Below are 23,491 nucleotides of genomic sequence, written 5' to 3'. Positions count from 1 at the left end.
TGGTGGCGGCGGGGCCGGCGCCGCTCTCCAACCCTGCGGCAGCCGGCACCGCTGCGCGGATCGCCGAGGCCATTCCCTCCGGGGACGGTGCGGATCTCGCGGATCGGCCTGCAGACGCTCGCTCCCGAACCGTCCCCGTCCTGAGCTTCCGGACCCGGCCGGCCATACGTCACGGCTCCCTCGGAGCGACGGGTACCGTAGAAGGCACAATCTCGTGGGCCTTCTGACGGGCTGCGTGAACCGCCAGAGGAACAGATGAGGAAGCCATGACGACGAACCGCGGACGCAAGGACGTCATCCGGGACCGGATGGCCGCGACCGGCGAGTCGTACAACGTCGCTGCCCGCAATCTGAAGGCGATGAAGGACATGGGCGCCACGCGTGAGGCCGTCCTCACCCAGCGCTGGCGTCCCGCCGAATCGCTCGACGTGCCGTGCCCCTGCGGTGGTACGTGCGAGCCGGGCGAGCGATGCGAGCGCTGCCACGCGCTGCACCGGCATGTGGCGCGCTACCCCGGCAGTGTCACGGACGTGGGGACCTGGGCGGACCGCTACGACTGCACGGGCTGCGCTTCCTCGTACATCCTGACGGTCGTGCTGCCCGGCCGGCGGTGGGGTGTCGCCGAGACGGTCATCCAGGGCGGGTCCGCGCAGCCGGTCGTGCGGGCCAGGGTCTTCCCGGGTGTCGCCCACCCGCTGCTGCGGCCGGAGAACCCCGAGGGCGAGGACGAGGGCTGACGCCCGGCGTCAGCCCTCGCTCAGGTCCTCACCGTCACGTCCTGGCCATCAGGCCGTAGCCGTCAGCCGTCGTCGGGCGTCAGCCGTCGTCGGGCGTCAGCCGCAGCGAGATCGAGTTGATGCAGTACCGCTGGTCCGTCGGGGTCGGGTAGCCCTCGCCCTCGAACACATGACCGAGGTGCGATCCGCAGCGGGCGCAGCGGACCTCGGTGCGGACCATACCGTGGCTGCGGTCCTGGATCAGTTCGACCGCGTCCGTGTCCTTCGGGTCGTAGAAGGACGGCCAGCCGCAGTGCGACTCGAATTTGGTGTCGGAGCGGAACAGCTCCGCACCGCAGGCGCGGCAGGAGTAGACGCCCGTGGTCTTGGTGTCGGTGTATTCGCCGACGAAGGCGGGTTCCGTGCCGGCCTGGCGCAGGACCGCGTACTCGGCGGGGGTCAGCTCCGCCCGCCACTGCTCGTCCGGCTTCTCGATGTCGTACGACACGTCGCTCCCTCAGCTCGACAGGTGGTCCAGGATCTGCGGGCCGAGGTCCGTGACGTCGCCCGCGCCCATGGTGAGAACGAGGTCGCCGGGCTTCGCCATTCCCGCGATGGTCCGGGGGACCGCCGCCTTGTCGTGGACGGCGGTGACGTCGGCGCCCGCGGTCCTGGCGGCGCCGATGATCAGGTCGCTGGTGATGCCGGGGATCGGGTCCTCGCGGGCCGGGTAGATGTCCAGGACCACGGAGGCGTCGGCCAGCGCGAGGGCCTGGCCCATCTCGGTGCCGAGCTCCTGGGTGCGGGAGAAGAGATGGGGCTGGAAGACGACCAGGAGGCGGGCGTCGGACGCGGCGCCGCGCATCGCTTCGAGGTCCGCGGTCATCTCGGTGGGATGGTGCGCGTACGAGTCGATGACCTGCACGCCCGCCGCCTCGCCCTTGAGCTGGAGGCGGCGCTTGACCCCGGTGTACTTGCCGAGGGCCGAGGCGAGGTTGTGGGCCGGGATGCCGAGGGCGACACCGGCGGCGAGGGCGGCGACCGCGTTGTGGGCGTAGTGGCGGCCGGGCACGGAGACGGTGAAGGTGAGGTACTTCCCGTTCAGGATGACCGTGACCTCGCTGGTCAGGCCGCGCGGGGTGACCTTGTGGACGCGTACGTCGGCGGTCTCGGACTCGCCGTAGGTGACCACCTTCACCGACGAGAGCGCACGCACCCGCTCGGTCAGCTCGACGGCGCCGGGCTGGTCGGCGGCGATCACCAGGGTGCCACCGGGGACGATCTTGCCGGCGAACGTCTCGAAGGATTCGTAGATCTCGTCCATCGAGGCGTAGTTCGCGTGGTGGTCCAGCTCGACGTTGAGGACGATCGCGACCTCGGGGTCGTACTTCTGGAAGCTGCGGTCGCTCTCGTCCGCCTCGGCGACGAAGATCGCGCCCTCGCCGTGCGCGGCGTTGGTGCCGGGGCCCGCGAGGTCGCCGCCGATGGCGTACGAGGGGGCGAGGTTCAGTTCGGACAGGGCGACGGCCAGCATCGACGTGGTGGTCGTCTTGCCGTGCGTACCGGCCACCGCGATCGCGCGCGCGCCCTCCATCAGGGAGGCCAGCGCGTCGGAGCGGTGGACGACGGGGATCGCCAGCTCGGCGGCGCGCGCCAGCTCCGGGTTGTCGGGGCGGATGGCGCTGGAGACGACCACGCACGAGGCGTCGTCCGCCAGATGGGCGGCGGCGTGTCCGATGTGGACGGTCGCCCCCAGCGCCCGCAGTGCCTCGGCCGTACCCGACTCCTTGGCGTCACTGCCCGCGACCTTCGCGCCGCGCTGGGTGAGGATCTTCGCGATGCCCGACATTCCGGCGCCGCCGATGCCGATGAAGTGCGGCCGTTCCATGGCGGCAGGAATACCGGGTGCCATGCGTGTGTCTCCCCAAAAGTTGAAACGATTCCCGCACAGCCTATTCGCTGTGCGCGAAGAGCTTGAGCACCGGGACGCCGACCTTGTGCCGGGCCCTGGACGCCCAGTCCCGGTGGAAGAACTCCTCCACGTAGTGCGGCGCGGTCAGCACGATGACCTCGTCCGCCTCCGCCTCGTCGATCACGGTCTTCAGCTTGTCCAGCGGGTGCTCCTCAATCACCTGCCCGACGGCTTCGGAGCCTGCCTGCCGCAGCGCTTCGAGTGACACTTCGAGCGCCAGTTCGGCGGATTGCCGGGCGTCCTTGCCCTCCGGCTCCTCGGTCTCGCGGGCGGCTTCCTTCAGTTCGCCCATCGCCAGGTCGTCGATGGCCCGCAACAGCACATCGGCCTGGTCACCGCGCGGCTGCATGAGCACGACGAAGGAGGTCCGCTCCTCCCCGTGCAGGGTGGTGACGAACTCGACGTCCTCGGAAGTGAGGGCCTTCTCGATCATCAAAACGCTGGTGAACACCACGGGCGCCCTTCTGCTTCAGTGGCCGTCACCGGCCTCTGCTGAAACCATCCTTCCCCGTGCTCGCACGGGGTCTGCGAGAGTAATTGTGCCCACCGGAAGCTAACCGGAACGGTAGATTCCGCCGATTGTCAGATTCGACGGTATCGGGTGAAGAGGAACCCGGCCTCTTCCAGCAGCGACGCCAGGCCGAACCGTTCCGGCACGGCCACCGAGGGCCCCCCGGCGATCCGCTGCGCGTCGCCGGCGGTCAGCATCGGCGAGACGGTCAGACAGAGCTCGTCCAGCACCCCGGCCGCCACGAACTGGCCCAGCATTCTGGGCCCGCCCTCGGTCAGCAGCCGCTTGAACCCGCGCTCCGCCAGCTCCCGTACGGCCCTGGCGGGGTCCACCCGGGAGCCCTCCCCCGCGATCACCACCTCGGCGCCCGCCTGCCGCGCCGCCACGATCCGGTCGGGGGGTGCACCGGCGCCGGTCAGCACGAGGGTCGGGACGAGCGGCGAGACGAAGAGCGGCAACGAGAAGTCCAGGTCCAGGCTGCCGCTCACCACGGCGATCGCCGGCGCGGGCCCCTGCCCGGCCGCGGCCCGGCGGGCGGCGAAGGCCTCGCGCGCCCTGGCGGGACGGTAGCCCTCCAGCCGTACCGTCTCTGCCCCCACCACCACCGCGTCGGCCAGCCCGCGCAGGGTGCCGAAGATCCTCATGTCGCTCGCGCAGGAGATCGGCTGCGAGCGGCCGTCGTGCTGGGCGGCGCCGTCGAGCGTCGACACCATGTTGGCGCGCAGCCACGGGCCGGCCTGCTCGGGGTACGCGTAGGCCTCGGCCAGATCGTCCAGGCTCCACTCCCCCTCGTCGTCAGCCGGTGTCAGGTCGGTCACAGGGAACAGGCGTCGCATGTTCTGCAGTCTGGCACGGCGCTTAGGATTGATGGTTGTGTCGTCCACCATCGCCGTGCCTGGGCAGAGCCCCATAGCCGAAACGGCCCCCCTGTCCCTGTGCGCCCTTGAGCCGCACGTCCCCGCCGACCGGCTGGTCGCCGAGATGGTGCCGCCGCCGCGCTTCGACTCCGTGCGCTTCGGTACGTACGTCCCGGACCCCCACCAGCCCAGCCAGACCGAGGCGGTCGAGGTCCTGAGCGGATTCGCGGCCGGGCTCGGCGGGGCGCACGCCAGCGGCTCGGGCAAGCGCAAGTGGTTCAGCAGGAAGCCGGCGGCGCCCGCGGGCCCCCTCGGGGTCTACCTCGACGGCGGCTACGGCGTCGGCAAGACGCACCTGCTGGCCTCTCTCTGGCACGCCACGCCCGCCGCGTCCTCGCTGAAGGCGTTCGGCACCTTCGTCGAGCTGACGAACCTGGTCGGCGCGCTGGGCTTCCAGCAGACCGTGCGGACGCTGAGCGGGCACCGGCTCCTGTGCATCGACGAGTTCGAGCTGGACGACCCGGGCGACACGGTCCTGGTGTCGTCGCTGCTCAGCAGGCTGGTCGAGGCGGGCGTCGCGCTCGCCGCCACCTCGAACACGCTGCCCGGCAAGCTGGGCGAGGGCCGGTTCGCCGCCGCCGACTTCCTGCGGGAGATCCAGGGGCTGTCCGCGCACTTCCGTCCGCTGCGGATCGACGGCGAGGACTACCGACACCGCGGGCTGCCCGAGGCCCCCGCGCCGTACTCGGACGAGCAGGTCACCAAGGCCGCGTACGCCGCCGGGGGCGCGAGCCTGGACGACTTCCCCTCGCTCCTCGACCACCTCGCCCGCGTCCATCCGAGCCGCTACGGCGCGCTGACGGACGGTCTGCGGGCGGTCTGCCTCACCGACGTGCAGCCGGTGCCGGACCAGTCGACCGCGCTGCGGCTCGTCGTCCTCGCCGACCGGCTGTACGACCGGGAGGTACCGGTGCTCGCCTCCGGGGTGCCGTTCGACAGGCTGTTCAGCGACGAGATGCTGAACGGCGGGTACCGGAAGAAGTACTTCCGGGCAATCTCCCGGCTGACGGCGCTGGCGCGCGACGCGAAGGGTCTGGTGGCGCAGTAGGTTCGGGGACGTACCACCCCCTCGGGGGCGTACCACCCGAGGTGCCCCGCGGCGCCTCGTTTCTCCCGTATCAACCGCGCACACCGTTTGAAGGGATCCAGCATGGCTACCACGCGTCAGGCGCACACGGTCTGGGAAGGCAATCTGATCGAGGGCAAGGGCGTCGTCACCTTCGACTCCTCCGGCATCGGCGACTACGACGTCTCCTGGCCGTCCCGCTCGGAGAAGGCGAACGGCAAGACCAGTCCCGAGGAGCTCATCGCGGCGGCCCACTCCAGTTGCTTCTCGATGGCGCTGTCCAACGGCCTGGCCACCGCCGGTACCCCGCCGACCCGACTGAACACCCAGGCCGACGTGACCTTCCAGCCCGGCACCGGCATCACCGGTATTCACCTCACCGTCCAGGGCGAGGTGCCGGGCCTCGACGAGGCGGGCTTCCTCAAGGCCGCCGAGGACGCCAAGGCGAACTGCCCGGTCAGCCAGGCGCTCACGGGCACGACGATCACGCTCACCGCGTCCCTGGCCTGACTCCGACGGGGCTCTCACAGGGCCCTCACCGGTACCTCCCGGTCCCCTGCGGGCCCGTGGTACGCATGAGGTTCAGTGACTCGCATGGTTTCCGCGCGACAATGCGCGTGGTAGACACATGCGGGTCACTTCTCCTGTCCGCCAGCAGGGAGTTGCCTCATGTCATCAGCACTGTCACGACAACACGCAACACGACGACAGGTTCTGGCCGGCAGCGGCGCGGCCGTTGCCTCGATCGCCTTCGCCGGGGCGTTCTCCGAACTCTTCGCGGGTACCGCCGACGCCCGGGGACACAGCGGCTACGGCCCGCTCGTGCCCGACCCCGACGGTCTGCTCGACCTCCCGAAGGGCTTCCGCTACCGGGTCCTGTCCCGGGAGGGCGATCCGCTCCGCTCCGGCGAGGGCCAGGTCCCCGGCAACCATGACGGCATGGCCGCCTTCGCGGGCCGGCACGGCCACGTCCGGCTCGTCCGCAACCACGAGAACCGTGTCACCGCCAGGATTCCGGTGCCGGTCGTCGAGGGCCTCACCTACGACCCCATGGGCAAGGGCGGCTGTACGGCTCTTGAGCTGGACGGCCGCAACAACGTCCTCGGCGAACGCGTCGCCATCGCCGGTACGGCGGTGAACTGCGCAGGAGGCCGCACTCCTTGGAACACCTGGCTGACCTGCGAGGAGACCGAGGACAAGGCCGGCACCAACGGCTACACCAAGGACCACGGCTTCATCTTCGAAGTGGACGGCGCCGATCCGCACCGCACCGGGGCCGTGCCGCTCACCGCGATGGGCCGCTTCCAGCACGAGGCGATCGCGATCGACCCGAAGAACGGGATCGTCTACGAGACGGAGGACGCCTTCGACAAGCCGTTCGGACTCTTCTACCGCTTCCTGCCGAACAAGCCGCTCGGCGGTACGGGCTCGCTGCGGGCCGGCGGTCATCTGGAGGCCATGCGGGTGCCGGGCGTCCCCGACCTCTCCGTGGTCCAGGAGACCGGCGCGAGCTTCGAGGGCGTCGAGTGGGTCCCCGTACCGGATCCACTGGCCGCCGGGACCCCGATCAGGTTCCAGGACTTCGGCCCGAAGGGCATCACCCACGCGCAGAAGCTGGAGGGCTGCTACTGGGGCGGGTCGTCGGTCTACTTCGTCTCCAGCTTCGCGCACAGCTCGCAGGGTTCGGCGGCCGATCACTACGGCCAGGTATGGCGGTACGAGCCGAAGCGGCGCCGCCTCACGCTGGTGATCGTCTTCGGCCCCGGTACGGACGTCCAACTGCCCGGCGAGTCCCCCGACAACATCTGCCTGGCCTCCGACGGGGGGCTGATGGTGTGCGAGGACGGCGACGGCGCGCAGCATGTGTTCGGCCTGACCCGGGGCGGCGAGGTCTACGCGATGGCGCGGGGCCGGCAGAACATCGGGACGCCCGAGGAGCCCTCGTGGGGCGAGTTCGCCGGGGTCACGTTCGCCCCGGACGGCAGGACGATGTTCGTCAACTGCTATACGCCGGGGACGACTTTCGCGGTGACGGGTCCGTGGCACTGAGGCACTGACGCACGGACGGAGTCGTTGCGCCGGGGGGCGGCGAGCCGGTCGGGGGTACCGGTATGTTTATCCACCTCCGGCCGGAGCGCCACCACCCCCCACCACCTGGGCGATCGACTACATTCCGCAAGTGACCATCTCTGTACGAAGATTTACGGTAACTGCGGCACTGAGTGTCGTACTGGGCACTGTTCTGACCGGTTGTGGCATGCACAACGCTGCGACAGCGCACGGCAGGCCGGACGCCGGAGCCCACGCGACCGAGCACTCACCTGCACCGGCCTCGCCCACCCCGCCCGTGAAGGCGGCTCCCGCCTCGTCGGAGCCGCCCGTCATGCCCCCCGGGCAGGGCGGGCGGACGCCCGTGTTCGAGCGGGGTCCGAAGAACAGCACCGACAAGGTCGTCGCCCTCACCTTCGACGCCGACATGACGGCCGCCGAGGGGCCGCGCGCGGCGGCGGGGGAGCATTTCGACAATCCCGAACTGATCACGCTGCTACGCCGGTTGAAGGTTCCCGCGACGGTGTTCATGACGGGACGGTGGGCCGAGGAGTACCCGGCGCAGGCCCGGTCCATGGGCGCCGACCCGCTCTTCGAGATCGCCAACCACTCGTACAGCCACTACGCCTTCACTACCCCCTGCTACGGGCTGCCGACCGTGGCGAAGGGCGGGATGCGCGCCGAGGTGGAGCGTGCCTTCGCCGCGTTCCGGAAGGCCGGTGTGCGCCACGTGGTGCCGTACTTCCGCTTCCCCGGTGGCTGCTACGACGGTGCGACGCTGCGCGCGCTGGCGCCCGAGCGGGTGACGGCGGTGCAGTGGGACGTGGTCAGCGGCGACGCGTTCGCCACGGATGCGGACGCGGTGGCGCGGCAGGTGCTGGACGGGGTGAAGCCGGGCTCGGTGGTCGTCATGCACTGCACCCGCAGCGCGGCGCCCGTCACGGACGAGGCGGTACGCAAGGTGGTACCGGAGCTGCGCGGCCGCGGGTACCGCTTCGTGAAGGTCTCCGATCTCATGGGCACCCGCACACCCTCCTAGGTCGACCCCGCGCAGCACCCAGGGTCCGCCGAGGCCGTGCCGGCGGCCCACCCGCGCAGGATCAGTTGGCCGACGCCTTCTCGGGCTTGAGCTCGCTGGGCCGTACGATCACGAATCCTTCCCCGTCCAGCCGCAGTTGGACGGCTTCTCCGGACCCGCCGCGAATCATCGAGCCGAAGCTCTGCGAGCGGTGCAGCGACGTGTTCAGTTCGGCGCTCCATCCGACCACCGCGTCCGTGTCGACGCACACCGGCTGATGGGGCGTGACGGGTATCACAACCGCTCTTCATGCGGTGCATCCTCACCCGGAGCGATTCATTCCGCCAAGAAGGGTTTCCGGGGCGGCTGGCAGACTGGGACGGGTGAGCGAAAACGACACCCCCGTATCCCCGTCCGGACATCCGGCGACGTCCAGCGCCCCCGCGACGGACGGCCCGTTCAGGTCCGGGCGCACGAGCCGCGACGAGGCGCCGCAGTACGTGCTGCCGCTGGTCGTGCACATCGAGAAGGCTGCTCCCCCGGCCCGTACCGACGCGCTGCGGACCGCCGCCCGTGCGGTGCTCGTGATGCTCTCCGACGAGCGCTCGGCCGGCGAGGGCGAGTGGGCCCGGGCGATGCGGGACTGGCAGGACGCCCGGATCCGCAAGGTGGTGCGCCGGGCGCGTGGCGCGGAGTGGCGCAAGGCGTGCGCGCTGCCCGGCATCACGGTCACGGGCGAGAGCGCCGAGGTGCGGGTCTTCCCGCCGGTGCCGCTGGACGGCTGGCCGAAGGAGCTGGCGAAGCTCCAGGTCTCGGGGACGGATCTGGACGACCCCGAGCCGCCGGCCGCGCCCGATCTCGCCGGCCCGGTGCTGTGGCTGAACCCGGAACTGGACATGTCGGCGGGCAAGGCGATGGCGCAGGCCGGGCACGGTGCGCAGCTCGCCTGGTGGGACCTCTCGGACACGGAGCGCAAGGCGTGGCGCGAGGCGGGCTTCCCGCTTTCCGTCACCGCTCCGGAGGCGGGCCGCTGGCAGGAACTCACGGTGAGCGGGCTTCCGGTGGTGCGTGACGCCGGGTTCACCGAGATCGCGCCGGGGTCCTGCACGGTGGTCGCCGACCATCCCGCGCTGCGCGGCTGAGCGATGAGCGGGGGCCGGGCGGCCGACGGCGGCGCTCCGGATTCCCCGTACCGGGAACCTCAGATCAACCTCTGAACATCTCCGTCTTCGGGTTGACCACCACTCGCCGGGGCCATGAGCCCTGCACAGCACGGACCGGAGCGGAGCAGGGGGCGGAATGAAGCTGGGGATCGGTATCGGCTGGCGGCCGGAGATCGCGGACGCCGTCGAGGCGCTGCCGGGGATCGACTGGGTGGAGGTGGTCGCGGAGAACCTCTGTGCCGGCCATCTGCCCGATTCGCTGGTGCGGCTCAGGGAGCGCGGTGTCACCGTCGTCCCGCACGGCGTCGCGCTCGGTCTCGGTGGGGCCGAGCGCCCCGACGCGGGTCGGCTCGCGGATCTCGCGGCCCGCGCCGAGCTGCTCGCCGCCCCGCTGGTCACCGAGCACATCGCGTTCGTACGGGCCGGGGGGCCGCGTACCGCTTCGCCGGGGCTGGAGGCGGGTCATCTGCTGCCCGTACCCCGCACGTGGGACGCGCTGGACGTGCTGTGCGAGAACGTACGGATCGCACAGGACGCACTGCCGGTGCCGCTGGCGCTGGAGAACATCGCGGCGCTGATCTCCTGGCCCGACGAGGAGCTGACCGAGGGCCAGTTCCTCGCGGAGCTCGTCGCACGCACGGGGGTCCGGCTGCTGATCGATGTCGCCAATCTGCACACCAATCACGTCAACCGGGGCGAGGACCCGGCCACCGCGCTCGACGAGCTGCCGGTCGAGGCCATCGCCTACGTGCATGTGGCGGGCGGCGTCGAGAAGGACGGTGTCTGGCACGACACCCATGCCCACCCGGTCACCGAGCCCGTGCTCGACGTCCTCGCCGAACTCCGCTCCCGGGTCGACCCTCCCGGCATCCTCCTGGAACGGGACGACGACTTCCCGCCGGCCGGGGAACTGGCGGGCGAACTGACCACGATCCGCGCCACGCTGGACCGGGCGGCCGCCCTGGGCGCGGGCGCGCGGGCGCCGGCCGCCCGGCCCGTCCCGGGCGCCGGCTCGTCCGTGCCCGGCGCGAAGCCCGCCCCGCACCCCCGGCCGGTGCCGAGCCCCTCCTCGCCAGGCTCCGTGCGCGACCGGGTCGCCGTCGCCCAGACGGCGCTGCTCTCCGCCCTCGTCGCGGGCGCCCCCACTCCGCACGGCTTCGACCACCGTCGGCTCGGGATCCAGAGCCGTGCCCTGGCGGCCAAACGGGCCGGGGTCGTCGCCAAGGTGGCGCCGGAACTGCCGGAGATCCTCGGCGCCGGCTACCGGGACGCCTTCCTCGCGTACGCCAGGAACCACCCCATGTCCGCCGGATACCGGCGCGACGCGCTGGACTTCGCCGAGGGGTTGCTGATCGCCGGCCAACCCGCCGACGACGCGGCGCGGCGCCGGCTGACCCACTGGTGGCAGGACCGGGCGGCAACCCGGCCGCCGCGCCGCTCCACCCGGCTGGTACGAGCGGCCCGCGTGGCCCTGATCGGAAGGTGACCGGACGATGCACGGCATGAACACCCTCGCGATGCTGGTGGATCTCGGCGTCGTGGTCTCCTCGGTCCTCCTGGTCGTGGGGCTCGTGCGCTCCCGCCGCGGCACTGCGGGCTCCGTCCACGACCTCTTCGAGGCCGCCTTCCTGAACGGCGGTCCGGGCAGGGTGGTGGACACCGCGCTCACCGCGATGCAGACGGATGGGCGGCTCGCCATCGGCGGTCCCGGCATCGTCGCCATTCAGCACGCGGACGCCCGTGACCCGGTGGAACGCGCGGTGCTCCAGGAACACGCCATGGCCCCCAGCGGCGCGCTGCACAGCTTGCGTGAGGCGGTGATGCGGCATCCCGCGGTGCAGGAGATCGGCGACGGGCTCGCGGCCCGTGGCCTGCTGGGCTCACCGGCCACGAGCCGTGTGTGGCGGCGTTGGAGCATCATTCAGGGCCTGGGCTGCCTGCTGGCCGTTCCGGTCTCCGCCGTGGTGACGGTGATTCAGGTCATGGCCGACGACTCGGCCGACCTGTTCTCCTCGGTACCGTTCGCTCTCCAGGTCCTCCCGGCCCTGGTGATCGGCTTCCTGACCGGCTTCATCTGCGGTGGTGTGGCCCGGGGGCGCGTCACCAGGGCGGGGCGGAAGGCGGCCGAGGCATGCCGCACCGCGAACGCGTACGACCCGCGGCCTGCCCATCTGGTGGCGACGCACGGACTGCGGGCCCTGCCCGATCCCGCACTGCGGGCGCAGTTGATCGCGGCGGCCCGGATGCGTCCGGCCGGGCGCACATCGAGCCGGTTCTCCGGCTCTTCCCCGGACTCCGCCGCCCTGCTCCTCGCACCGGCGTTGTGGTGCGCCGGTACGGGCCCCGGCAGCGGCAGTTGGGGAAGTTCCCATGACGGCGGCAGCAGTGGCGGAGGGGGCGGCGGCGGATGCAGCTCGGGGGCGAGCTGCGGCTCGGGCTCCAGTTGCGGCTCGGGGTCCGGCTGCGGTGGGTCGAGCGGCTCCAGTTGCTCCAGCAGCAGCGGCTCCAGTTGCGGGGGCGGGTCCAGTTGCGGCAGCAGCAGTTCCTGAGCGACGGCGGCGTCCCGCGCCTCGGCCCGGGCCGCCGAACCGTCCACATGGTGAACAGGCCATGGCGTCACCCGGCCCGCCCCGCATAGGAATCCGTCATGCTCTGGGTTCTGTTGCTGCTGGTCGCATGGGGTGCGGCGGCCGTCTCGTGCGTCCGGCTCTGTCTCGTCACGGCCCGTGCGGGGCTACTGTCCGAGGCGTCCTCGGATGCCGTACAAAGGATGCCGGACGGTCATGAACTGACCCTGTACGAGACCGCTTTCCTGTCCGGCGGCCCGCACCGGGTGGTCGATCTGGCGCTGGTCACCATGCATCTGCGGCGGCGCCTGCTGCTCGCGCACACCGGGTGGGCGACGGTCGTGGACCCGGAGGGCCGGGACGAGATGGAGCGCACGGTGATACATGCGATCGGTCCGCAGGGCCAGTCCCCGATTCCGCCGGTACGGGCGGCCGCGGCCGCCGCCGATCCGGTGCGCGCCCTCGCCGACCGGCTCGTCACCGCGGGCCTCGCCGTCCCCGGCGGCGGGGACGGGGTGGCCGCCGCGGTCCGCACAGTGCGCGGCGCGGCCCTGCTGGTGGCCGGGACGGGTGCCGCGACGCTGCTGATACCCGGTCAGGAAAGCGGCCCCGGCGCGGTGCCGTCCCTGCTGGTCTGGTTCGGGCTGCCGCTCGCGCTGACCCTGGGCTGTCTGGCCATAGCCCGGATGGAGGTCCATCCGTACAGCGGTGCCTGGGCCTCACCGGCCGGACAGCGGCTGCTCGCCGCGCGCGAGGTCCCGACGGCGGACGCGGACCACGACATCCTGGCGGCGATCGCCGTACGGGGGGTGCGCGCCGTGACCGACCCGGCGCTGCGGGCCGCGCTCAGGGGCAGGCCGGGAGGCGCGGGCCGGTAGCACTCCCCGTCCGCTTGTCCTGGGGGAATGCGTACCGAAAAAAACACCGGTGCGGCGCGCGCAGGGCACGCCGCACCGGGAGCCGAACCCGGTGTCGCTGGAACGACGGGCAGCGCGAGATAGCGCCGGGTGCCCGCCGTCTGATCTTCCGGGTTGGGGTGGTCGGAGCCCGCTCGCTACGCGAGCCCGGCCACCAGGTCCGCGAGCGACTTCCTGCGCCCCGTGTAGAACGGGACCTCCTCGCGGACGTGCATCCGCGCCTCGGAGGCCCGCAGGTGGCGCATCAGGTCGACGATGCGGTGGAGCTCGTCGGCCTCGAAGGCGAGGATCCACTCGTAGTCGCCGAGCGAGAAGGAGGCGACGGTGTTGGCCCGGACGTCGGGGTAGCCGCGGGCCATCTTGCCGTGGTCCGCGAGCATGCGGCGGCGGTCCTCGTCCGGCAGCAGGTACCAGTCGTAGGAGCGCACGAAGGGGTAGACGCTGATGTAGTTGCGCGGCGTCTCGTCGGCCAGGAACGCCGGGATGTGCGACTTGTTGAACTCGGCGGGGCGGTGCAGCGCCATGTTCGACCAGACGGGCTCCAGTGCCAGGCCCAGCTTGGTACGCCGGAAGAGGTTGTACGCCTCCTGCAGCTCGTCCGCGGTCTCGGCGTGCCACCAGATCATGATGTCGGCGTCGGCACGCAGGCCGGACAGGTCGTAGGTGCCGCGAACGGTGATGTCCTTCGCCGCGAGCTGGTCGAACAGCTCCTGGACCTCGTCGGCGTAACCGGCACGGTCCACGGGCAGGACATCGCGCAGCTTGAAGACGGACCACAGCGTGTAGCGCATGACCTCATTGAGGTCCTTGGCCTTCTTACCCGCGTTGGGGCCCTTGCTTGATTTCACAGTCTCAGGCGCACTCATACGGCTATTGTCCCGCCTCGCTCCGTGTGCCCTGAACCAGGGTCGACGTGGCGATGATCTCTTCCCCGGACGCGCCCGTGAGGTCGCGGGCGATCTCGTCCGCGGCCCGGTGGGCGCTCGCGACGCACGCCGGGATTCCGACGCCGTCGTAGACCGCTCCGCAGACCCGCAGGCCGGGCAGCTTGGCGACCTCGTCGCGGATCCGGGCGACCCGGGCAATGTGTCCCACGGGGTACTGGGGCAGTCCGCCGATCCACCGGGTGACTTCGGTGTCCACGGGCCTGGCCGCGAGTCCGGTCGCCGTCGCGAGGTCGCGCAGCGATACGTCGACCAGCTCGGTGTCCTCGCGGTGCAGGTGGTCCTCCTCGCCGTACCGGCCGACGGAGGTGCGCAGGAAGAACAGGTCGGGGGCGGAGTCGGCGACCCAGTTCCACTTGTGGGTGGAGAAGGTGGAGGCCTTGATGGTGCGGCCGTCCACCGGCGGTACGAGGAAGCCGGAGCGCCCCTGGAGTGCCCTGGTCGCGGCCACGTCGGAGCGGCGGAACGCCATGGTGACGAGGGCCATCGACGCGTACTCGACACCGGAGAGCTCGGCGGAGGCGGCCGGGGACTCGGCGGCGAGCAGGGTGGCGGCGGACCAGGCGGGGGCGGCCAGCACGATGCCGTCGGCGGTGATCACCCGGGCGTCGGTGCGGACGTCCCAGCCGTCGGTGGTACGGGTCAGGCCCAGCACGGGGGTGGCGGTCAGGATCTCCCCGCCCGCCGCGCGCACGGCGTCGGCGACCGCGTACGGGAGGGTGCCGATGCCGCCGTCGATGCCCTGGAAGACCGGTCCGGTCTGCTGCCGGGCCGCGGCTTGCTCCTGGATGCGCCGGACACCGTCGAGCAGCGAGCCGCCCTCGCGCACCACCTCGAAGAGCTGCGGTACGGCGGCGCGCATCGAGATCCGGTAGGCGTCGCCCGCGTACACGCCGCCGAGCAGCGGTTCCACGAGCCGGTCGACGACCTCGCGGCCCAGCCGGTCGGCGACGTACGCGCCGACCGCGACATCGTCGCCGACGGCGGTCGGGGTGAGGTCGCGCTCCTGCGCGATGCGGGCGAGTCCCTCCGGGGAGAGCACTCCGCTGAGCGCCGCCGGGTCGCCCGGCACGCCCATCACATGGCCCTTGGGCATGGGGCGCAGGGCGTCGCGCGTCCAGACCGACGCGGTGGCGGTGGCGGGTGGCTGGAGGCGGTCGCCGAGTCCGACGGCGCGTGCCAGGGCGACCGCTTCGGGGCGCCGGGCGAGCATCGACTCGGCGCCGAGATCGACCCGGGTGCCGGCGATCTCACCGGTCATGAGCTTGCCGCCGAGCCGCTCGGTGGCCTCCAGGAGGGTCACCCGCAGCCCGGCCTCGAGGAGCCGGTGGGCGGCGGCGAGACCGGCGATGCCACCGCCGATGACGACGACGTGACCCGGGCCTGTGTCTGCGCGGTTGAGTGAACGCTGCATGCCCCCACTCTCTCAAACCTCATCCGAGTCCCGAACGTGACCGCTTCGAAACCGGTATCGGGCAACCCGTTCCCCTGCCCCGTACGTCGAACCTGCACCATCAACCACCCGCCTCGGGAGAGCAGTTATGCAGACCAACCGGCATCTCGGCCGTTCATCCGTCCGTCGTTCGCGCACGGTCCTGGCCGCCGGAGTCGTGGCCGGCCTCCTCGCGCTGAGCGGCTGCGGCGCCTCCGGCGGCGCGAGCGACTCGAGCACGAAGAGCGACAAGGCGGTCTCGGCGGACGAGCGGAGCGCCGTGGACTCCGGGGCCGCCAAGGCGGCGCAGGGGCCGCAGGAGGCGGGCGGCTCGACGGCAGACCCGAAGAAGTCCGGCACCCTGCCCGCGGGCACCCATGTCATCCGTACCGCCACGCTCTCCGTGGAGGTGAAGAGCGTGCCGAGGGCCGCCTCGGCCGCCCGCTCGGCCGCGGAGAGCGCGGGTGGCCTGGTGGCCGGCGAGGAGACCGAGCGGGTCGACGACACGCATGAAATGTCACATATCGTGTTGCGCGTTCCGCAAGCCGAGTACGACGCGGTGCTGCGGAAGCTCGCGGGCGCCGGGAAGCTGCAGTCGCGCACGTCGTCCGCGAAGGACGTCACCGGCCAAGTGGTCGACGTGGAGAGCCGGATCGCCACCCAGCGGGCGAGTGTGGCGCGGGTGCGCAAGCTGATGGACCAGGCCGAGAAACTCGCCGACGTGGTCACGCTGGAAGGCGAACTGAGCAGCCGTCAGGCGTCGTTGGAGTCACTGCTCGCCCAGCAGGCGTCGCTGAAGGACCGCACCACGCTGGCCACGATCACCCTCGACCTCTTCGAGCCGGAGGCGACGGCGAAGCAGGACGGTGACGACGGCCCCGGATTCCTGGACGCGCTGGGCGGCGGCTGGCACGCGTTCGTCACGGTGCTGCGGTGGCTCGCGATGGCGGTGGGCGCGGCGGCCCCGTTCCTGGCCGCGGTCGCCGTGCTTCTGCTGCTGGGGCGGCTGCTGCGGGGCCGGCTGCGCGGACGCCGTACGCCGCAGGCGTCGCCGTCGCCCGAGCCGTCGAGCTCCTCGTCCACGCCTCCGGCGTCGTAGCGTGGTCCCTTCGGACTCGGTGTCGAAGGGACCAGGCATGACGGCGGAGCGACTGGTGGTCATCGGTGGTGACGCGGCAGGCATGTCCGCCGCGTCCCAGGCCCGCAGGCTCAAGGGCCCCGACGAGCTGAGCATCGTCGCCTTCGAGCGGGGCCATTTCACCTCGTACTCCGCCTGCGGCATCCCGTACTGGGTCGGCGGCGACGTCGCGGAGCGGGACGATCTCATCGCCCGTACGCCGAAGGAGCACCGGGCCCGCGACATCGAGCTGCGGATGCGCACCGAGGTCACCGAGGTCGATGTCGCCGGGCAGCGGGTGCGGGCCCTGGACCGGGAGACCGGTGAGATGTACTGGACGGGCTTCGACAAGCTGGTGATCGCCACGGGGGCCCGGCCGGTACGACCGGCGCTGCCCGGCATGGACGCGCCAGGGGTGCACGGGGTGCAGACGCTGGACGACGGGCAGGCCCTGCTGGATTCGCTGGACCGGGTGGCGCCGGGACACCGGCGGGCGGTCGTCGTCGGGGCGGGCTACATCGGCGTCGAGATGGCGGAGGCGATGCTCAAGCACGGTTTCGAGGTGACCGTGCTCAACCGCGGCGAGCAGCCGATGGCGACCCTCGACCCCGACATGGGGCGGCTGGTCCACAACGCGATGGACGGCCTGGGCATCACCACGGTCAACCGGGCCGAGGTCACCGCGATCCGCACCGGCCCGGACGGCCGGGTCCGCGCGGTCACCACGGGCGACACCTCCTACCCGGCGGACGTGGTGGTGCTCGGCATCGGTGTGGAACCCGAGACGACACTGGCGCGGGCCGTCGGCCTTCCGCTGGGCCCGCACGGCGGGCTGCTCACCGATCTGTCGATGCGGGTCGTCGGGCACGACACCATCTGGGCGGGCGGCGACTGCGTCGAGGTCCTCGACCTGGTGGCGGGCCGCACCCGTCACATCGCGCTGGGTACCCATGCCAACAAGCACGGCCAGGTCATCGGGTCCAACGTGGCGGGCGGCTACGGGACGTTCCCGGGGGTGGTCGGCACGGCGGTGAGCAAGGTGTGCGATCTGGAGATCGCCCGCACCGGGCTGCGCGAGAAGGACGCCCGCGCGGTGGGCCTGCGGTTCGTCACGGCGACGATCGAGTCGACGGGCCGGGCGGGCTACTACCCGGGGGCGCATCCCATGACGGTGAAGATGCTCGCGGAGTACCGCACGGGGCGGCTGCTCGGCGTGCAGATCGTGGGCCGGGAGGGGGCGGCCAAGCGCGTGGACATCGCGGCCGTGGCGCTCACGGCCGGGATGACCGCGGACCAGATGACCGCCCTGGACCTCGGCTACGCGCCGCCGTTCTCACCGGTGTGGGACCCGGTCCTGGTGGCGGCCCGCAAGACGGTGACGGCACTGCGGCGGGCGGGCACCGCCTGAGTGCGCGGTGCCCGGTCCCCTCGGCTCAGTGCTCGGTCCGCTCGTGCACGTACTCCACGAGCCGCGTCAGGGCGTCCGGGTCCATCGACGGCATCACGCCGTGGCCCAGGTTGAAGATGTGCCCCTCCAGGCCGGCGGCCGCGTCCAGCACCTCCTGGGCCTTCTCCTCGACCACCGTCGTCGGCGCGAACAGCACCGCGGGGTCGAGGTTGCCCTGGAGTGCCTTGCCGGGGCCGACCCGCCGCGCGGCCTCGTCCAGCGGAACCCGCCAGTCGACGCCGACGATGTCCGCGCCCGCCTCGCCCATCGGGCCGAGGAGTTCGCCCGTGCCGACACCGAAGTGGATGCGCGGGACCCCGTACGGGGCGACGGCCTCGAAGACCTTCGCCGAGGCGGGCAGCACCGAACGCCGATAGTCGGCGGGGGCCAGCGCGCCCACCCAGGAGTCGAAGAGCTGGACGGCCGAGGCGCCGGCCTCGATCTGGACCTTGAGGAAGGCACCGGTGATCTCGGCGAGCCGGTCGAGCAGGTCGGCCCAGAGCTGCGGGTCGCCGTACATCAGGGCCTTGGTGTGCTCGTGGTTGCGGGACGGGCCGCCCTCCACGAGGTAGCTCGCGAGGGTGAAGGGCGCGCCCGCGAACCCGATGAGGGGGGTGGCGCCCAGTTCGGCGGTGAGCAGGCCGATGGCCTCGGTGACGTAGTGGACGTCCTCGGGCGTGAGGTCGCGCAGCCGGGCCAGATCGGCGCGGGTGCGGATCGGGTCGGCGATGACGGGGCCGACGCCGGGCTTGATGTCGAGATCGATCCCGATGGCCTTGAGCGGGACGACGATGTCGCTGAAGTAGATCGCGGCGTCCACCTTGTGGCGCCGTACGGGCTGCATCGTGATCTCGGCGACCAGCTCCGGCATCATGCAGGAGTCGAGCATCGGGATGCCTTCGCGGACCTTCAGGTACTCGGGCAGCGAACGCCCTGCCTGGCGCATGAACCAGACCGGCGTGTGCGGCACGGGCTCGCGGCGGCATGCCTTCAGGAACGCCGACTCATGGGTGGCGAAGGTCTTTGTCTGCTGGCCCGTGGGGCGGTCGTTGGCACTCACACACAGAATCTTCGCACGAAGCCGCAAGCAGCCGGGGCCGCCCCGGGTGTCCCTCCCTGCACGAGGCTCCGGTTCCGCCTACTCTTCCCCGCATGGCTCCGGCTCAGGGACAGTTCTCCGATCAATCCGATGGCGCTGACAGCAAGGACAGCGCGGAGGGTGATTCCGTCCCGCCCGCGTTCCGGTCGGCGGTGGACGCGTTGCACGCGGCGCGGCTGCGCCCCGAGCTGGAGGTGGAGTCGACACGGCCGCCCAAGCGGCTCGCTCCGTACGCGTACGCGCTGGAAGCGGCGGTCGTCCAGGGCGAGGAGGATCTCGCCGACGGCCGTCTGGTGCTGCTCCATGATCCGGCCGGGCACGAGGCCTGGCAGGGGACCTTCCGCCTGGTGACGCTGGTGCGGGCCGAGCTGGAGCCGGAGATGGCTTCCGATCCGCTGTTGCCGGAGGTGTGCTGGTCGTGGCTGACCGGTGCGCTGGAGGCGCGCGGTCTGTCGTACGGCGAGGCGGGCGGCACGGTGACCCGGGCGGGCTCGCACTACTTCGGTGCGCTGGCCACGCGCCGCCCGGCGACGCAGATCGAGATCCGGGCGTCATGGACGCCGCGCGAGGGCCGTGGCGGGGTACCGGACACGGCGGCGCACCTGACGGCGTGGGGCGATCTGCTGTGCCAGATCGCCGGCCTGCCGCCGTCGGACCCCGCCGACGCGGCGGTGGTGACGCTCCCTCAGCGGCGCGGCCCCCAGGCCCCCTGACACCCTTCGCCCCCTCTTCCCCGACGAAGCCCTCCCCCTGCCGGTAACACTGCGTCACAAATGTCGCAGTATTACCGGCATTTTTTTCGTACAATCGATCGCATGTCTGATTTGCCCGAATTGTTACTCACTAAATCGTGATCTTCCTCTAAAGGAGGACGGGTCTGCTGCCGAAGAGGTCAATGACCCTTCAAGCACGGTTCGCCCCGGCTTCATCCCCGAGCCGGCCCGTCCCGCCACTTCCCAGGAGGCCTGGTGTCCGTTCTCCTAGAGCAGCCCGCAAGCCTGGTCGCCTACCGCCCGAACAAGCCGACGGCCATGGTCGTCGTGGCCGACCCGCGCGTCCGTTCCACCGTCACCCGCCATCTGTGGGCACTCGGAGTACGTGACGTCATCGAGGCGTCGTCCATCGCGGAGGCCCGTCCCCGCGTCGGCAATCCACGCGACATCTGCGTAGCCGACGTCCACCTGCCCGACGGTTCCGGGCTGACCCTGTTGTCCGAGACCCGAGCCGCCGGCTGGCCGAACGGCCTCGCCCTTTCCGCCGCCGATGACATCGGCGCCGTACGCAACGCCCTCGCGGGCGGCGTGAAGGGTTACGTCGTCACCGGCACCCGAACCAATATCGGCCACCCCACCCGTCCCGGCGTCGCCCCCATCGGCGCCAATGCCGCCCGTATGCACCGCCGGCCCCCCGGCACCCCGAGCCACCCGGGCGGCTACCGCGAACTGTCCGGCCGCGAGGTCGAGGTCCTCCGGCTGGTCGCCGAAGGCCAGTCCAACAAGGCCATCGGCGTCTCGATGGGCCTGTCCGCCCTGACCGTCAAGAGCCATCTCGCCCGAATCGCCCGCAAGCTCGGCACCGGCGACCGCGCAGGAATGGTCGCCGTCGCCCTGCGCACGGGCATCATTCACTGACCCCGTACCCCGGCAGGTCCTCGCAGCGATACGGACCGGCTGGTTTACATTCATCGGCGCCCGTCGACGGAACGTTCCGTCGACGGGCGCCGTACATACACAGATACCCTTGACACGTGACCGACGCCCAAGAGACCGCAGCAGACACTTCACTGCGAACCACCGGGGGCGCTCCCCCGGACGACGTCGCCCCGGCGCCGACCCCCTTGCTCGAACCTCGCGAGGGAATTCCCCCGGTGGTGGCATCCGACGACGCCCTCGCCCGGGTGGTCGCCGCCTTCGCCTCGGGCTCCGGCCCGGTCGCCGTGGACGCCGAGCGCGCCTCCGGCTACCGCTACGGCCAGCGCGCCTACCTCGTGCAGCTGCGCCGCGACGGCGCGGGCAGCGCGCTGATCGACCCGGTCGGCTGCCCCGACCTGTCGGGACTCGGGGACGCGCTGCACGGCAGCGAGTGGATCCTGCACGCCGCCACTCAGGACCTGCCCTGTCTGCGCGAAATAGGGATGACTCCCACCGGGCTCTTCGACACGGAGCTGGCCGGACGGCTGGCCGGCTTCCCGCGGGTCGGCCTCGGCGCCATGGTCGAGAGCGTGCTCGGATACTCGCTGGAGAAGGGCCACTCCGCCGTCGACTGGTCCACCCGCCCGCTGCCCGACCCCTGGCTGCGCTACGCGGCGCTCGACGTCGAGCTGCTGATCGATCTGCGCAACGCCCTGGAGGACGAGCTCGACCGGCAGGGCAAGCTGGAGTGGGCACGGGAGGAGTTCGACGCGATCGCCTCCGCGCCGCCCGCTCCCCCGCGCAAGGACCCGTGGCGCCGCACCTCCGGCATGCACAAGGTCCGCCGCCGCCGTCAGATGGCGGTGGTACGTGAGCTGTGGGCCGTCCGTGACCAGGTGGCCCAACGCCGGGACATCTCACCCGGCAAGGTGCTGGGCGATGCCGCGATCGTCGAGGCCGCGCTCGCCCTCCCGCCGAACGCGCACGCGTTGACCGCCCTGCCCGGCTTCGGCCACCGCATGGGGCGACGGCAGCTGGAGCAGTGGCAGGCGGCCATCGACCGGGCCAAGGCGCTGCCCGACTCGGAGCTGCCGCAGCCCGGCCAGACCCTCGCCGGTCCGCCGCCGCCCCGCGCCTGGGCGGACAAGGACCCGGCGGCGGCGGCCCGGCTCGTAGCCGCCCGCGCCGCGGTCTCGGAGCTCGCCGAGCGGCTGCACATGCCGCAGGAGAACCTGATCACGCCGGACACCGTGCGCCGGATCTGCTGGGAGCCGCCCAAGAATCCGACCCCGGACGCGATCGAGTCCGCGCTCGTCGGGTACGGGGCACGGCGCTGGCAGATCGAACAGGTGGCCCCGCTCCTGGTCCGTTCGCTGAAGTCCGCGGCCTGAGAGGGTTCTCGGCGGAGCTCGGCCGAGGGTCGTATTCACGCCAGGTTGTGCGAGCCCCGGGTCGCACCGCGTCCTCGATCGCCGGACAGGCAGTTTTCTCCGCCCCGTCCGGCGATCCGGCGTTTGAGGACGAAACAGTCCTCGCGGCCGGGCCCGTCCGCGTGTGACCTTCGCCGCTCCCGGCGCAAGGGGTGGGCAGTCTGGTTACCCACAAGTAGCATGAGGGGAGCGGCGCGCCTGTGGGCGTGCCCCGCAGCAGTGCCATCCCGCACCCTGGAGGAGAGCCACCGTGCCTCGTACCATCCGGGACGTCGTCTTCGTCGACGGCGTCCGCACCCCGTTCGGCAAAGCGGGCCCCAAGGGCATCTACCACGAGACCCGCGCCGACGATCTCGTCGTGAAGGCCATCCGGGAGCTGCTGCGCCGCAACCCGGACCTCGACCCCGCCAAGATCGACGAGGTCGCCATCGCCGCGACCACGCAGATCGGCGACCAGGGTCTGACGCTGGGCCGTACCGCCGGAATTCTGGCCGGGCTGCCGCAGTCCGTGCCCGGTTACTCCATCGACCGCATGTGTGCGGGCGCCCTGACCGCCGTCACGTCGACGGCCGGCTCCATCGCCTTCGGCGCGTACGACGTCGTCGTCGCCGGCGGTGTCGAGCACATGGGCCGCCACCCGATGGGCGAAGGCGTGGACCCGAACCCGCGCTTCGTGTCGGAGAAGCTGGTCGACGAGTCCGCCCTGTTCATGGGCATGACCGCGGAGAACCTGCACGACCGTTACCCGCAGATCACCAAGGACCGAGCCGACGCGTACGCGGTCCGCTCGCAGGAGAAGGCCGCCAAGGCGTACGCCGACGGCAGGATCCAGCAGGACCTGGTACCGATCTCGGTGCGTCGCACCAACTCCGAGGGCGGTGAGACCGGTTGGGGCCTGGTCACCGCCGACGAGCCGATGCGTCCGGGCACCACCCTGGAGTCCCTCGCGGGTCTGAAGACCCCGTTCCGCCCGCACGGCCGGGTCACCGCCGGTAACGCCGCAGGGCTCAACGACGGCGCCACCGCCTCGCTGCTCGCCGCCGAGGACGTCGCCCGCGAGCTGGGCCTGCCGGTCAAGATGCGCCTCGTGTCGTACGCCTTCGCGGGTGTCGAGCCCGAGGTGATGGGCTACGGCCCGATCCCGGCGACCGAGAAGGCCCTCGCCAAGGCCGGGCTGACCATCGACGACATCGGCCTGTTCGAGATCAACGAGGCGTTCGCCGTGCAGGTGCTCGCCTTCCTCGAGCACTACGGCATCGCCGACGACGACGCCCGCGTCAACCAGTACGGCGGCGCGATCGCCTACGGCCACCCGCTCGCCTCCTCCGGTGTGCGTCTGATGACGCAGCTGGCCCGCCAGTTCGAGGAGCAGCCGGAGGTCCGCTACGGCCTGACCACCATGTGCGTCGGCTTCGGCATGGGCGCGACGGTCGTCTGGGAGAACCCGCACTTCGACACGGCAGACGGAGACGACAAGTGAGCGAGCGCAGCGAGC

At 71.6% G+C, this 23,491-nt stretch carries 22 protein-coding genes and 1 pseudogene; 15 read left to right on the top strand and 8 right to left on the bottom strand.

The window, feature by feature from the left end; translation table 11 throughout:
• The first annotated feature begins 266 nt into the window (after window positions 1-266).
• Window positions 267-737, top strand: a complete 471-nt coding sequence (locus tag OG936_RS28660; RefSeq protein ID WP_406498574.1) for a hypothetical protein — start codon at window positions 267-269, stop codon at window positions 735-737.
• A 79-nt stretch (window positions 738-816) separates the two neighbouring features.
• On the opposite strand, the gene msrB is transcribed toward OG936_RS28660, so the two are convergent.
• The 4 genes from msrB to OG936_RS28640 all read right to left on the bottom strand — a co-directional run bounded on the left by msrB (window position 817) and on the right by OG936_RS28640 (window position 4,035).
• The gene (gene msrB, locus OG936_RS28655) at window positions 817-1,224 is read right to left on the bottom strand and encodes a peptide-methionine (R)-S-oxide reductase MsrB (RefSeq protein WP_406498573.1); all 408 of its coding nucleotides are present in this window, start codon (window positions 1,222-1,224) and stop codon (window positions 817-819) included.
• Window positions 1,225-1,233: 9 nt separating this feature from the next.
• Window positions 1,234-2,628 carry a UDP-N-acetylmuramate--L-alanine ligase gene (murC, locus tag OG936_RS28650; protein WP_406498568.1) on the bottom strand — a complete coding sequence of 465 codons (1,395 nt, stop codon included), beginning with the start codon at window positions 2,626-2,628 and terminating at the stop codon, window positions 1,234-1,236.
• Window positions 2,629-2,668: 40 nt separating this feature from the next.
• Complete coding sequence (locus OG936_RS28645; RefSeq protein ID WP_406500647.1) at window positions 2,669-3,121, bottom strand: indole-3-glycerol phosphate synthase; 453 nt, start codon at window positions 3,119-3,121, stop codon at window positions 2,669-2,671.
• A gap of 149 nt (window positions 3,122-3,270) precedes the next feature.
• Window positions 3,271-4,035, bottom strand: coding sequence for a pyrimidine reductase family protein (locus OG936_RS28640; protein WP_406498566.1), 765 nt, complete (start codon window positions 4,033-4,035; stop codon window positions 3,271-3,273).
• 37 nt (window positions 4,036-4,072) lie between these two features.
• Between OG936_RS28640 and zapE the strand changes: the two genes are divergently transcribed.
• The 4 genes from zapE (at window position 4,073) to OG936_RS28620 (ending at window position 8,270) form a co-directional block, all read left to right on the top strand.
• Window positions 4,073-5,164, top strand: coding sequence for a cell division protein ZapE (zapE, locus tag OG936_RS28635; RefSeq protein WP_406498564.1), 1,092 nt, complete (start codon window positions 4,073-4,075; stop codon window positions 5,162-5,164).
• Window positions 5,165-5,266: 102 nt separating this feature from the next.
• A complete protein-coding gene (locus tag OG936_RS28630; protein ID WP_266749398.1) occupies window positions 5,267-5,692 on the top strand; it encodes an OsmC family protein in 426 nt (141 codons plus the stop codon).
• 159 nt (window positions 5,693-5,851) lie between these two features.
• Entirely contained in the window at window positions 5,852-7,231 is a 1,380-nt protein-coding gene (locus tag OG936_RS28625; protein ID WP_406498562.1) for an alkaline phosphatase PhoX, read from the top strand.
• Window positions 7,232-7,439: 208 nt separating this feature from the next.
• A complete protein-coding gene (locus tag OG936_RS28620; RefSeq protein ID WP_406498560.1) occupies window positions 7,440-8,270 on the top strand; it encodes a polysaccharide deacetylase family protein in 831 nt (276 codons plus the stop codon).
• Between the two features lie 61 nt (window positions 8,271-8,331).
• On the opposite strand, the pseudogene OG936_RS28615 reads toward OG936_RS28620, so the two are convergent.
• A pseudogene (locus tag OG936_RS28615) lies at window positions 8,332-8,550 on the bottom strand (AIM24 family protein); the annotation flags it as partial.
• Between the two features lie 82 nt (window positions 8,551-8,632).
• Here OG936_RS28615 and OG936_RS28610 point away from each other — a divergent pair.
• The 4 genes from OG936_RS28610 (at window position 8,633) to OG936_RS28595 (ending at window position 12,857) form a co-directional block, all read left to right on the top strand.
• Window positions 8,633-9,391: a peptidyl-tRNA hydrolase gene (locus tag OG936_RS28610; RefSeq protein WP_406498558.1), complete on the top strand. Its 759-nt coding sequence runs from the start codon at window positions 8,633-8,635 to the stop codon at window positions 9,389-9,391.
• Window positions 9,392-9,548: 157 nt separating this feature from the next.
• Window positions 9,549-10,898: a DUF692 domain-containing protein gene (locus tag OG936_RS28605; RefSeq protein ID WP_406498556.1), complete on the top strand. Its 1,350-nt coding sequence runs from the start codon at window positions 9,549-9,551 to the stop codon at window positions 10,896-10,898.
• A 16-nt stretch (window positions 10,899-10,914) separates the two neighbouring features.
• Entirely contained in the window at window positions 10,915-11,961 is a 1,047-nt protein-coding gene (locus OG936_RS28600; protein WP_406498554.1) for a TIGR04222 domain-containing membrane protein, read from the top strand.
• 98 nt (window positions 11,962-12,059) lie between these two features.
• Window positions 12,060-12,857: a TIGR04222 domain-containing membrane protein gene (locus OG936_RS28595; protein ID WP_406498552.1), complete on the top strand. Its 798-nt coding sequence runs from the start codon at window positions 12,060-12,062 to the stop codon at window positions 12,855-12,857.
• A 176-nt stretch (window positions 12,858-13,033) separates the two neighbouring features.
• On the opposite strand, the gene hemQ is transcribed toward OG936_RS28595, so the two are convergent.
• Window positions 13,034-13,762 (bottom strand): hydrogen peroxide-dependent heme synthase, encoded by a 729-nt coding sequence (hemQ, locus tag OG936_RS28590; protein WP_406498550.1) that lies wholly within the window; start codon window positions 13,760-13,762, stop codon window positions 13,034-13,036.
• A 4-nt stretch (window positions 13,763-13,766) separates the two neighbouring features.
• Window positions 13,767-15,254 carry a protoporphyrinogen oxidase gene (gene hemG / locus OG936_RS28585; RefSeq protein ID WP_406498548.1) on the bottom strand — a complete coding sequence of 496 codons (1,488 nt, stop codon included), beginning with the start codon at window positions 15,252-15,254 and terminating at the stop codon, window positions 13,767-13,769.
• Between the two features lie 127 nt (window positions 15,255-15,381).
• Here hemG and OG936_RS28580 point away from each other — a divergent pair, with 127 nt between their 5' ends.
• Complete coding sequence (locus tag OG936_RS28580; RefSeq protein WP_406498546.1) at window positions 15,382-16,371, top strand: DUF4349 domain-containing protein; 990 nt, start codon at window positions 15,382-15,384, stop codon at window positions 16,369-16,371.
• A gap of 37 nt (window positions 16,372-16,408) precedes the next feature.
• A complete protein-coding gene (locus OG936_RS28575; RefSeq protein ID WP_406498544.1) occupies window positions 16,409-17,797 on the top strand; it encodes an FAD-dependent oxidoreductase in 1,389 nt (462 codons plus the stop codon).
• Between the two features lie 25 nt (window positions 17,798-17,822).
• Here the strand turns inward: OG936_RS28575 and hemE are convergent, their stop codons facing one another.
• The gene (gene hemE, locus OG936_RS28570; RefSeq protein WP_406498542.1) at window positions 17,823-18,896 is read right to left on the bottom strand and encodes a uroporphyrinogen decarboxylase; all 1,074 of its coding nucleotides are present in this window, start codon (window positions 18,894-18,896) and stop codon (window positions 17,823-17,825) included.
• A gap of 92 nt (window positions 18,897-18,988) precedes the next feature.
• On the opposite strand from hemE, the gene OG936_RS28565 reads away from it, so the two are divergent.
• The 4 genes from OG936_RS28565 to OG936_RS28550 all read left to right on the top strand — a co-directional run bounded on the left by OG936_RS28565 (window position 18,989) and on the right by OG936_RS28550 (window position 23,476).
• Window positions 18,989-19,648: a DUF3000 domain-containing protein gene (locus tag OG936_RS28565; protein ID WP_406498540.1), complete on the top strand. Its 660-nt coding sequence runs from the start codon at window positions 18,989-18,991 to the stop codon at window positions 19,646-19,648.
• 255 nt (window positions 19,649-19,903) lie between these two features.
• A complete protein-coding gene (locus OG936_RS28560; RefSeq protein WP_024488613.1) occupies window positions 19,904-20,566 on the top strand; it encodes a response regulator transcription factor in 663 nt (220 codons plus the stop codon).
• Between the two features lie 116 nt (window positions 20,567-20,682).
• A complete protein-coding gene (locus OG936_RS28555) occupies window positions 20,683-21,957 on the top strand; it encodes an HRDC domain-containing protein (RefSeq protein ID WP_406498538.1) in 1,275 nt (424 codons plus the stop codon).
• A gap of 289 nt (window positions 21,958-22,246) precedes the next feature.
• Window positions 22,247-23,476, top strand: a complete 1,230-nt coding sequence (locus OG936_RS28550; RefSeq protein WP_406498537.1) for a thiolase family protein — start codon at window positions 22,247-22,249, stop codon at window positions 23,474-23,476.
• Window positions 23,477-23,491: the final 15 nt, after the last annotated feature.

This window comes from Streptomyces sp. NBC_00846 (assembly GCF_045207325.1).
GTDB lineage: Bacteria > Actinomycetota > Actinomycetes > Streptomycetales > Streptomycetaceae > Streptomyces.
Note: the sequence above shows the minus strand (reverse complement) of the source record. Positions and strands in the feature narration are given on the sequence as shown.